This is a genomic window from Pseudomonas sp. AK106, assembly GCF_053903055.1.
Genome location: NZ_CP096426.1, coordinates 2,816,746 through 2,828,145, shown reverse-complemented (window position 1 = coordinate 2,828,145; position 11,400 = coordinate 2,816,746). Strand labels below are relative to the sequence as shown.

Here is an 11,400-nt window from a genome sequence, read left to right as displayed (position 1 = left end):
TAAAAAAAGCCAAGCAAGGAGCAAGCATCAGAAACATTGCTAGGGTTAGCCATTGGGTGAAAATGCAACGCTTACGGAACGTCCTGTCTTTAACATAATATACATTATGCGTAACAAGACATTACGCCGCTGGGCGTGGTGTCAGAGAATCGAGCGTGGCGATTCTCCGTGCTCACCCTCGACGTTAACCACGCATCATCAGTTACCGCTCGCCACCCACGGCTGATAGCTTGCCGTTCACGTAAGCCCGACGATTCAACAATCGCGATCACCGCTTAACCCCAACGCAGCGCCCAACCCACTGCAGCGTTCAGCGGATCAATCACACAGACATCAAGCAACCCAATCGCCGTCAGGCTTCACACCGAGCGCACGTCAGCATCTGGCCGGCACCAGCAACAAGCGCCGCCGATCAAGCACCACAGGCGCAGCGCCCAAGACGTCGCAAAACCTATGACGACGCAGTCCACCGACATCTGCCTGACCACCCGCAGTGTGAACAGCGACTGCTTAATGCCAAGCTTCGAACTCGACCCCCAGATTAACCCGTGCCGATCCGATACCCGTGCAAGCCTTGTGGACAGTCAGCCAAACTGCGTATCGGCCAGCTCAACAACGGGGATCGTAAAGGTCCGCAAACGCCTGACCCGCCTCGAAAGCCCATAAAACAAGGCCTTCAGAGCAGCAATGCGCCCGCAGTAGCGCCTGATCAGCCCGCGAAATCACCACTCTTGGAGCCCAAAACTCACCCAAAAAGCGCAAAACCACCGACCACCATACGAATACACCACCAGATTGCGCTAAGAAGGCGTAAATCAGCCCCAATAAGCCAAGTCGCTCAAGGCAACCCCGCTAACACACCCCAACCCACAAATGCAATATCCGATAACTGTCAGACCCGGATATTGCATCTGCACCCATCCTGCTGGATTATGCCGCCATCTTCCGCATTCCCAGTCAGCGAATTCAAATGCCCGCGCCCTCGTCACCTCATCCGCTGTTCGAAACCTACGCGAAGTTCGGCGAGCTTAATTTCAGCTCCTTAAAGGAAGAGCTTCCGGCGATCCGGGATTATCTCGAGCAGTTCCCCGCAGAAACCCAGGCCATCGAAGGCTACCGCGCCGTGCGCAGCTTCCTCAAGTCCTACGCCGGCAACGAGTCCACGTTCAATTCCTACCGCACTCACGTCGAACGACTGCTGCTCTGGACGATGCTCAAATCCAGAACGCCCCTCCTCGCCATGCGCCGCACCCAGGCCGAAAGCTTCATGGAGTTCTGCCTGGCGCCTGACCCCGCCTGGGTCGGTCCGGTGGTGAAATCCCGCTTCACTCGCCTGGGTGCGCGCAAGAAAACCGCGACGGACACCTACGTGCTCAACCCCGATTGGCGGCCATTCAGCCAGACCGTCGCCAAGGAAGAACGCAAGCGCGCCGAGGAAGAAAACCGGCCCGCCCTTCAGGACACTTACCGGCTGGCCCAAGGCTCTATCGCGCAGATCTTCGCGGTGTGTGGCAGCTTTTTTCAGCACGCGATTGATGAGGGTTTCTGCGAACAGAATCCGTTTCGCGCGGTGAAGCAAAAGAGCAAATACAAGGAGCGCAACACCGACAACCAGGACACGCGCATCCTGACCTCGCTGCAGTGGGATTTCGTGCTGGAGACCGCTGAGCTCATGGCCGCGGAGGACGCCAGGTTCGAGCGCACGCTGTTTATCGTGGCGACGATTTTCGCCATGTACCTGCGGGTGTCCGATCTGGTGGGCCGTGACAACTGGAAACCGACCATGGGCGATCTGCGCAAGGACAGCGCCGGCAACTGGTGGTACCACGTGGTGGGCAAAGGCAATAAAGCCGGCAAGATCAGCGTGCGGGACGACTACGTCGAGAACTACCTCAAGCGCTGGCGACTGCACCAAGGTCTGTCCCCCCTGCCCGGCTTCCGTGAAAGCACGCCGCTGATTGCCACCCAACGCGGTCGCGCCGGTTTGTCGGACCGGCATATCCGCGTGTTGCTGCAGGAGGTGTTTGATCGCGCGCTGCAGCGTATGCAGGCCGAGCACTGGCCGGACGAAGACGTCGGTCGCCTGCGCGCGGCGTCCTTGCACTGGCTGCGGCACACCTCGGCGACCTTCGATGCGCCGCACCGCGACATGAAGGATCTGCAGGTCGATCTGCGTCACAACAGCCTCAGCACGACACAGAACGTCTACTACAACTCCGAGGATGAAAAACGGGCTTACTCGGTCAAGCGTCTGCCCATGAAAGAGCGTTCGTGATCGGGTATTCCCTGGACAGATTCTGAAGGTCAGCGGTCAGGCTAACCGTTCAGGATCGCCTGATGAATATGCTCCAGCGGCATGATCCGCTGGGCGGCGTTGAGCTTGATGGCCTCTTTGGGCATGCCGAAGACCACGCAGCTCGCCTCATCCTGGGCCACGGTGGCGGCGCCGGCGTCGAGCATCTCCTTGAGGCCGCGCGCGCCGTCGTCGCCCATGCCGGTCATGATAATCCCGGTGGCGTTCTTGCCGGCGAACTTGGCCACCGACCGAAACAGCACATCCACAGACGGCCGATGCCGGTTGACCTGGGGTCCGTCGATCACCTGGGCGTGATAGTAAGCACCACTGCGGGTGACCATCAGGTGCTTGCCACCGGGGGCGATCAGGGCCAGTCCGGGCAGGATGCGGTCGTTGTTGCGCGCCTCGCGTACCTCGATCGCACAGATGCTGTTGAGGCGCTCGGCAAAGGAGGCGGTGAACTTCTCGGGCATGTGCTGCACGATCACAATGCCCGGGCACACCCTTGGCAATGCCTTGAGCACTGCTTCCAGCGCCTGGGTTCCGCCCGTGGAAGTGCCGATCGCGACGATGCGTTCAGTGGTCTGTGCCATGGCGTGGCCAGTGGCGTGGCCAGTGGCGGCCGGGAGGATGGCGTCGGCAGTGAGCTTGCCCGCCGGAGCAAGCGGAACCGGGCTGGCACTGCGCTTTCCCAGGTTTCTGACATTGGAGTTGGCGGCAGCGCGTATCGCGGCCACCAGCTCGGCCGCCGATTCGAGCAGAAAATTCTTCAATCCGGTCGTGGGTTTGGTGATGATTTCCACAGCGCCTGCCGACAGGGCCTGCAAGGAGGTTTCGGCGCCTTTCTGGGTCAGTGAGGAACAGATGACGACCGGCGTCGGCCGCTCGCTCATGATTTTCTTGAGAAAGGTGATCCCGTCCATCCGTGGCATTTCCACGTCCAGCACGATCACGTCGGGCCATTCCCGGGCGAGCTTGTCCATGGCGAAAATCGGGTCAGACGCCGCGCCCATGACGTGGATATCGGGTGTGTCGCTGAGAATGGCCATCAGCACCTGGCGCACCACGGCCGAGTCATCGACCAGCAGTACGCTGATTTTTTTGGTAGGCATCGTGTTGAAGTGTTCCCATTGGTTGGTGCCGAACCCAGACGTTGCCGTTCCACACGTCGAACATGATCGTGCGGTGACCGGTGCTGCCCATGTCCTGAGCCGTCAAGTGCAGGTGGTAGCGCTCGGCCAGGACCAGCGCCGCGCGAATATTCAGGCTGGCCACGTCCTCCGTGCGCAGGTCGCGCGGGTGGTCGGGAAACATCCTGCCGCCGCCGAACAGCTTGACCTGGTAATCCTGCACCTGAGTGCCGTTGATAAGGACGTGTCGAAGCAGCAATTCCATTGCCTCATCGCCATATCGGCCGTCCAGCGGCTGATCGTGACGCAGGCGTCCTGGCAGCATGAAGTGGCACATGCCGCCGATCAGCCGCTGCGGGTGCCAGAACGTGATCGCCACGCAGGAACCGAGCAGTGTGCGCAAGCGCGTCGGACGCGTCGCGAAACTGACCTGTCCCGGGGCCAACACCACTTCGGCCGCGCCGACGGGCATTTTCATGGCTTGCGATAAATCGACGGCGCCACCAGCTTCAAGGTGTCGTTTACACCGTTGAGGCTTTCCGAGTGACTGATGATCAAGTAGCCGCCTGGCTTAAGGAGCGGCAGCATGCGTGCGACGACCTGGGTCTTGGTCGGCTGGTCGAAATAAATCATCACGTTGCGCAGGAAGATCACCTCGAACTCACCCAGGGCGGGCAGCGATTCGTTGAGGTTGACCTGGACAAAGTTGACGCGGTTGCGCAACGCCTTGTCGATCAGAAAGGTGCCCTCCTGGCGCCCGATGCCCTTCAGGCAGTATTTGACCAGCAGCGGCTGGGGCAACGTCTCGGCGCGACCCATGGCGTAATGGCCGCTGCGCGCTTTGGCCAGCACTTGGGTACTGATGTCCGAGCCAACGACTTCCCAGGGCGTGGTTCCAAGGCCCTCGGCGAGGGTCATCGCCAGGCTATAGGGTTCTTCGCCCGAGGAACTGGCCGCGCTCCATACCCGAAACACCTTGCCCGGCGCAGCCTTGGGCAGCACCTGCTGGCGCAGGAAGTCGAAGTGCTTGGGCTCGCGAAAGAAATAGGTCTCGTTGGTGGTCAGCAAATCCAGGGCGACCTGCAGCTCGCCCTTGCGCTCGTCCTTCATGATCAGCTTGAAGTACTCGCCATAGCTCTGCAGCTCGTAATGCTTGAGGCGCTTGAACAGGCGCCCTGCCACGAGTGCTTTCTTGGCGGGTGACAGGTTGATGCCGGCCGCGCGGTACAGCCAGCTCTGGAACTGACCGAACTCACGATCATCGATGGTCGCGTTGTCTGGCATAGGTTCGGGCCTCAACGCGGGTCGAGATCAAGGGCCGGCGCCTGACCGGCTTCGGCAAGGCTGGACATCTCGTCGATGGACAGCACGTTGTCCACGTCCAGCACGATCACGAACTTGCCATCGACCTTGGCCATGCCGCTGATGAAATCGGACCGAATCCGCGCGCCGAAGCTGGGCGGCGGCTCGATCTGTGAGGACGGAATCTCTTGCACCGCAGACACGGTGTCGACCAGCAAACCGATGTCCTGCGCCTGCCCCTCCTCGGTGCTCGCCTCAATGATGATGACGCAGGAGCGCCGGGTGATCGCCGAGTTGGCCCGCCCAAAACGCGCCGAGAGGTCGACCACCGGCACCACCGCGCCGCGCAGATTGATCACCCCGCGCACAAACGCGGGCATCATGGGCACCACGGTCAGGCTGCCGTATTCGATAATTTCCTTGATCCCCAGAATGCCGATGGCAAACATCTCGCCGCCGAGCATGAAGGTCAGGTATTGCGCGTCCTCATCCACCGCAACTGCGGTCTGCCGAGTGGTCGTCACTGCGCCCATGTCGTTCTCCCTGTAGTCCCGCATCGATGCTTGTGATCAGAAGCGGGTGAATTCCGATTCGTCCGGGGCACTGGCTATGCTGTACGCGAACGCTTTGCGCGGCGGCTGCGGTTTCACCCGTGGCGGCTGATGGCCTGGCTTGCTGCCGGCGTTGTCCGCGCTGCTGCCTTGAGTGACGGGCCGCGGGGTTGAATCCAGCACGAAGAAGCTCATGGCCTGTTGCAGCTGTTCGGCCTGGCTGCTCATTTCTTCGGCGGTGGCGGCCAGCTCCTCGCTGCTCGACGCATTCTGCTGGGTCACCTGGTTGAGCTGGGTCATCGCCGTGTTGATCTGCGCGACACCGGCGGCCTGCTCTTCGGACGCCGCGCTGATTTCCTGCACCAGATCGCTGGTCTTGTTGATGGACGGCACCATTTCGCCGAGCAACTTGCCGGCCTTCTCCGCCATGTCCACGCTGCTGGAAGACAACTCGCCGATTTCCTGGGCGGCGACCTGGCTGCGTTCGGCCAGTTTGCGCACTTCGGCTGCGACCACCGCGAACCCCTTGCCATGCTCACCGGCCCGAGCGGCCTCGATGGCGGCGTTGAGGGCCAGCAGGTTGGTCTGGTAAGCGATGTCATCAATGATGCTGATGCGCTGGGCGATTTTCTTCATCGCCACGACGGTTTGCTGGACCGAGTCGCCGCCCTCGGTGGCTTCCTTGGCGGCTTTGCTGGCCATGCCATCGGTGACTTTGGCGTTCTCGGTGTTCTGGTTGATGCTGGCGCTCATCTGCTCGATCGAGGCACTGGTTTCCTCGACGCTGGCGGCCTGTTCACTGGTGGCCTGGCTCATCGATTGCGCGGTGGCGCTGACCTGCTCGGAGGCGCTGGCCAGGTTGTCAGCGGCGTTGCGCACCTCGCCGATGATGTGTCCCAGCTTGCCGACCATGTTGCGCATGGCGTTGAGCACCATGCCGGTTTCATCTTTCGTGCCCGGTGCGATAGGTGCACTCAGGTTGCCTTCGGCCAATTGCTCGGCGGCGCTGGCGGCTTGTCTCAGCGGACGCGAAATGATCCGCGCGATGAACACGGCCAGGCCCAGGCCGATCAACAGGGCAGCGACCAGCGCCGCGATGATCGCCAGGCGGGCGCTTTCGTACAGCGCCGATCCTTTGTCACCGGCCGCCGTTGCGCCAGCGTCGTTGAGCTCGACCATTTTCTGCAAGCGGTTGGTCAAGTCTTCGAAACGCACCTTCGACTCACCCCTGAGCAGGCTGCGGGCCTGGTCCTCTTGGTTCTGCCGGGAGAGATCGAGCACCTGATTGCTGCTGGTCAGGTAGGAAGCCCATGCGCTTTTCGCCGCTGCCAGAAGCTGACGATCTTCGTCGTTCGACAGCAAGTTCTCATAGGTGCCCATGCGGGTTTCGAACTGCTGGCGGGCCTCGGTGGCTTCCCGCTCGGCCTGGGCCTTCTCTTCAGCGACATCGGTGCTGATGTGGCGGTTTTCTTTCAAGCGATAGTTGGCGGCAAAAAAACGCATGCCGGCCGCTGCGCGCATGGAGGGCATCCAGTTGCCACGGATGTCCTGAGCAGCCTGGTTCACGGCTCCTAGCTGGTGGATGGCGAAGACGCCCATCGCCGCAGTGAGGGCCAGAACCACCAGGAATGAGCTGATCAGCTTGGTGGAAATTTTAAGATCGTAGAACCATTTCATCGTGGAACCTCCAGGGTGTTGCAAATACGTCAGCGGGCGACGACGGTTGGCGAATAAGGCGCCTGGGTCGTGCGGGCTTCCAGTTGTACGATTTGATTGAGCAATGCCGGTACGTCGAGGATCAGGGCCACCGCGCCACTGCCCAATATGGTGGAGCCGCTGATGCCGCGCAGTGCGCCAAACAACTTGCCCAACGGTTTGATCACGGTCTGGAACTCACCCAGCAGGTCGTCGACGACCAGCCCGGCCTTGTGCTCGGCATAGCGCACCACCACCACATTCTGGCGTCGGCCGGCGCTGCCTTCGTGGCTGAAATGCTCGCGCAGGTCCACCAGCGGCAACACCTCGCCACGCAGGTCCAGGTAGCCCTTGTCACGGCTTGACTGTCGCTGGTGTTCGTCCAGTTCGATGCATTCCTGAACCATGTCCAGCGGAATCACGTAGGTGGAGGCATCGATGCCGACCAGAAACCCGTTGATGATCGCCAGGGTCAGCGGCAAACGAATGCGCACCACGGTGCCCTGGCCCGGACGACTGTCCAGATCAACGGTGCCGCGCAGCAGCGTGATGTTGCGCTTGACCACGTCCATGCCGACGCCACGGCCCGACAGGTTGGTCACCGCCTCAGCGGTAGAGAAACCCGGTTCGAAGATCAGGTTGTAGATCTCCTGATCGGAGAGCACCGCACCGCTCGCCACCAGGCCGCGCTCTTGAGCCTTCTCCAGGATCCGTTCGCGGTTGAGTCCGTTGCCGTCGTCGGCGATTTCGATGACGATGCTGCCCGAGTCGTGGTAGGCGTTGAGGCTCAGATGACCCTTCCCCGCCTTGCCTGCAGCGCGCCGCGCATCGGCGCTTTCGATGCCGTGGTCCATGGCGTTGCGCAGCAGGTGCATCAACGGGTCGCCGATTTTCTCGACGACGGTCTTGTCCAGTTCGGTTTCTGCACCGCTAATGGTCAGCTCGATGTCCTTGCCCAGCTCCTGGCTGATGTCCCGCACCACGCGGCGGAAGCGGTTAAACGTGTCGCCGATGGGAATCATGCGCAGGTGCAGTGCGCCGTCGAGGATCTCCTCCACCAGTCCCGACACCGTCGACGTCGCTTCCTGCAGCGGGTCGTTGTTGCAGGAACGGGCCAACAAGCTGGCGCCGGCGCTCGCTATCACCAGTTCGCCGACCAGGTTGATCAGTTCGTCCAGCTTGTCCGCGTTGACGCGCACGTAGTTGCCGTCCCGGGTTTTCGGCTCACTGGCCGCCGGCAGACGCTGCACCGAAGCGGTCAGTGGGCCCTGCTCGGCCTGAGCAACCAGCTCGCTGCCGATGGCCACAGCGCTGTGGGGCGCTTCGTCGATGGCATCGATGCGCACGTCACAGTCGTCCCGCACGAAGTCGAAGACTTCATTGAGGGTGGCGTGGCTGGCCGTCGAGCGCAAATCGATCTCGAAACCCAGGTAGCAGCTTTCCGGGTCCCAGCTGTCCAGTGCCGGAATGCTGTCAGTGAGGGTCGTGACCTGGGCTATCTGACCCAGGGTTTCCAGGTAGCGCAGGAACGAGAGCGGGTCCATGCCATTGCGAAATACGTGCACACCGAAGCGCAGGGAGATATGCCAGAGCACCTCGGCCGGCGCGCCTGCACGGTCAGCAGCGCCGGCTTCTGTGTGTTGCGCGCCGGTGTCGGGGGTATGGTGCGACGCCTGATAGGTGCTCAACGCCTCGCGCAACGCCGCTTCACGCTCCAGGGCTGCCGGCTGGAGCGTCTCGCCACGACTGGCGACGACGTTGATCAGCTCCAGCATATGGTCGCCGCACTTGAGCAGCACCGCGATCAGCCGGGAGTCGACTGCCACACTGCCGTCGCGCAGTCGGTCGAGTACGTCCTCGACAATGTGCGTGAAGCTGACGACCGGGTTCAGGCCGAACAGGCCGGCGGACCCCTTGATGGTGTGGGCGGCACGAAAAATCGCGCCGATGGCATCCTGGTCGGCGGGCTCGGTTTCCAGTTGCAGGAGGGATTGCTCCATGACCTGCAACAGTTCGTGGGCTTCGACGATGAATGTCTGCAATGCCTGGTCGAGATTGATGCTCACCTGGACCTTCCTTGTCTATCAATGAACGTGCAATGAACGCGATTGGGGCACGCGTCGCTGGACTGGCTATGAAGCGGCTTTGCGACACAGCTCAAGGGCCTGCGTGACCGCCACGCTCTGGCCGGTGACGCTCAACGCTGTGCCAGCGCTGTCGGCTTCACGCTGGATGACCGCGAGCAACTGCAGCCCCGCGCCATCCATTTCGGTGACCTGCGAGAGGTCCAGCATCAGGCGTGGCGCGCCGCTCATCCGGGGCAACAGCTCGCCCGCCAGCTCAGCGACGGTGTAGATCGTCAGCTCGCCGTCAATGCTGACGCAGGTGCTGTCGTCGAGTGTTTCGATGGTGATCGGCATCGCAGCCTCCCTCGCGCAAGGATTCAGGGCAGGATCAGTTTCGACACCGCTGCCAGCATCTGTGCGGGCTGGAACGGCTTGACCACCCACGCCTTGGCACCCGCCGCCTGCCCCTCGGCCTTCTTCGACTCCTGGGACTCGGTGGTCAGCATGATGATCGGGGTGAACTTGTAGCTGGCCAGTTTCTTGACCTCCTTGACGAAGGTGATGCCGTCCATGTTGGGCATGTTCACGTCGCTGATGATCAGGTGCACTTTCTGCCCGGTGAGCTTGCCCAGCGCATCCTTGCCGTCACACGCCTCGATCACGTCATAACCGGCGCTTTTCAAGGCAATGCCTACCACTTGCCGCACGCTGCTGGAGTCGTCGACCACTAATACATTCTTCGCCATGATGAGCTCCTAAAAGAAGGTGATGTCTTGAGAGTTCTGCTGCACAGGCGTCTCGCCACGATGGGTGCGCCGCTGCTCGTCGGTGGCGTAGGTAGCGTCCATTCGCGCCAGCCACTGGCGGGCGTCGATGGACGTTGCCTGGTCCGGGGCCTCGTTTGCCTGCCGCAGGTGGCCATGCAAATCTTCCATGTTGTCCCGCACGTGGCTGAGGATCTGGCTCACACGGTCCTGGAATTGCAGGTCGACCAGCACCTCCGTCATCTCATCACCAATGCCGCGGCTTTCCTGCTTGAGCAGGTCCGCGGATTCGGCCAGGCGGCCGGTGATGTTATGGAAGCGTTCGAGCACGACTTGAATGCTGTTTTCTGACGCGGCCACCGATTGGCTGTCCTGATCGGCGCTGCTGGAGGCGGCGTGCACCAATTGGGTGATGCCGTTATTGATGATGTCGACCTTGGCCGACATCTGCTGGCCGGTTTCACTGGATTTGCTCGACAGGCTGCGCACCGCGTCGGCCACCACGGCAAAGCCGCGACCGGCTTCACCGGCACGGGCCGCTTCAATGGCCGCGTTCAGCGCCAGCAGGTTGGTCTGCGCGGCAATGGCCGCTACGTCGGCGGCCATGGTGCGCAGTTCGCCGGTATACGCAGTGAGGCCGCGCACCTGGGCCAGGGTTTGGTCGCGGCTGGTTTGAGCGGCCTTGAGCGAGTTGATCACCTGGCTCAAATCGCTTTCGCTGAGGGACAGCACTTCAAGCGCCCCGTCTGCGGTTTGCCCGTCGAGTTCGCCGGCAGCGCGCTGGGACGCCTGAACTGTTTCCTGCAATCGTGCGGCAATCCCGATGAATCGATTGGTCAGATTCACAATCGCTTCTTCGGTCTGATGCCGTGAGCTCTCCACCTGCCGGGCCCAAATCGGCATGGCGCCCAGCAGCACCTCATCGAGTTGTACCCGCGAGTTAATGCTGTGGCTCGCGGCGTCTGCCGCTGACTGATCCGCTTGAGCCCGGGCAGTGGCGCGCAGCACCACGTCACGCCGGGAAGCAGCACTCCAGGCCCCCGCGCCGAAGCCGACGAGGACCAGCGCCGCGCACGCGATCAGGTTAGGGAGAGAGGTTGACTGACTGAGTACCCATGCAACGGCGGGCACGACCGGAATGAAAGCGAACCAGAGAAAACGCGGCTGAGCGGAAAGGGCAATGCGAATGGATTGACGCTGGGTCATGGGTTCGATCCTTGAACAAACTTGCGTATGTAACTGACATCACGGTTATCTGCCCAGTGCGTCACAACTTGAGTCACCCCCTCTGCCTTCCGTCTGGTTTATGACTGTCGCGTGACGCTGAAGATGCCTGCGCTGCCTGTAACCGCCGGCCACGATGACCCGATTGAGAGTCATTCAAACGTGCCAAATCGTAAACCTTTTTGTTGCGGCACGATGCGCAAAGTGTCCGAACCCCCTGCTATCGCATTGGCAGAATGATGGGATGAGGGCTCGGCAAAGATCAACCGTCGTCAACATCCTGATTAAGACTTATATAAGTGTCTGGAGATTGAAACGCGCTTCCCCGGGCAACTGGCGCGCTCTGCCCTGCAACTTTCCGGCATTGGTGAA

Annotated in this window: 10 protein-coding genes; 1 reads left to right on the top strand and 9 read right to left on the bottom strand. The window is 61.5% G+C overall.

Annotation, left to right across the window (positions count from 1 at the left end; all coding sequences use genetic code 11):
- Nucleotides 1–970 precede the first annotated feature (970 nt).
- Entirely contained in the window at nucleotides 971–2,275 is a 1,305-nt protein-coding gene (locus tag M1E04_RS12655; protein WP_369317885.1) for a tyrosine-type recombinase/integrase, read from the top strand.
- Between the two features lie 41 nt (nucleotides 2,276–2,316).
- Here M1E04_RS12655 and M1E04_RS12650 read toward each other — a convergent pair whose 3' ends face one another.
- From M1E04_RS12650 to M1E04_RS12610, 9 genes are all read right to left on the bottom strand, one after another.
- The gene (locus tag M1E04_RS12650) at nucleotides 2,317–3,408 is read right to left on the bottom strand and encodes a protein-glutamate methylesterase/protein-glutamine glutaminase (RefSeq protein ID WP_456293121.1); all 1,092 of its coding nucleotides are present in this window, start codon (nucleotides 3,406–3,408) and stop codon (nucleotides 2,317–2,319) included.
- On the bottom strand, nucleotides 3,371–3,904 hold the full coding sequence (gene cheD, locus M1E04_RS12645) for a chemoreceptor glutamine deamidase CheD (RefSeq protein ID WP_456293120.1): 534 nt from the start codon (nucleotides 3,902–3,904) through the stop codon (nucleotides 3,371–3,373). Before cheD ends, M1E04_RS12650 begins: the two co-directional genes overlap by 38 nt.
- Entirely contained in the window at nucleotides 3,901–4,710 is an 810-nt protein-coding gene (locus M1E04_RS12640) for a CheR family methyltransferase (protein ID WP_456293119.1), read from the bottom strand. The genes cheD and M1E04_RS12640 overlap by 4 nt, the downstream gene beginning before the upstream one ends.
- Before the next feature lie 11 nt (nucleotides 4,711–4,721).
- Nucleotides 4,722–5,261, bottom strand: a complete 540-nt coding sequence (locus M1E04_RS12635) for a chemotaxis protein CheW (protein ID WP_065990844.1) — start codon at nucleotides 5,259–5,261, stop codon at nucleotides 4,722–4,724.
- A gap of 36 nt (nucleotides 5,262–5,297) precedes the next feature.
- Nucleotides 5,298–6,956, bottom strand: coding sequence for a methyl-accepting chemotaxis protein (locus tag M1E04_RS12630; RefSeq protein WP_456293118.1), 1,659 nt, complete (start codon nucleotides 6,954–6,956; stop codon nucleotides 5,298–5,300).
- A 29-nt stretch (nucleotides 6,957–6,985) separates the two neighbouring features.
- Nucleotides 6,986–9,040 carry a chemotaxis protein CheA gene (locus tag M1E04_RS12625; RefSeq protein WP_456293117.1) on the bottom strand — a complete coding sequence of 685 codons (2,055 nt, stop codon included), beginning with the start codon at nucleotides 9,038–9,040 and terminating at the stop codon, nucleotides 6,986–6,988.
- Between the two features lie 66 nt (nucleotides 9,041–9,106).
- Nucleotides 9,107–9,394 carry an STAS domain-containing protein gene (locus M1E04_RS12620; RefSeq protein WP_065990831.1) on the bottom strand — a complete coding sequence of 96 codons (288 nt, stop codon included), beginning with the start codon at nucleotides 9,392–9,394 and terminating at the stop codon, nucleotides 9,107–9,109.
- A 23-nt stretch (nucleotides 9,395–9,417) separates the two neighbouring features.
- Entirely contained in the window at nucleotides 9,418–9,786 is a 369-nt protein-coding gene (locus M1E04_RS12615; RefSeq protein WP_065990830.1) for a response regulator, read from the bottom strand.
- A gap of 9 nt (nucleotides 9,787–9,795) precedes the next feature.
- Nucleotides 9,796–10,707: a methyl-accepting chemotaxis protein gene (locus M1E04_RS12610; RefSeq protein WP_432213760.1), complete on the bottom strand. Its 912-nt coding sequence runs from the start codon at nucleotides 10,705–10,707 to the stop codon at nucleotides 9,796–9,798.
- Nucleotides 10,708–11,400 lie beyond the last annotated feature (693 nt).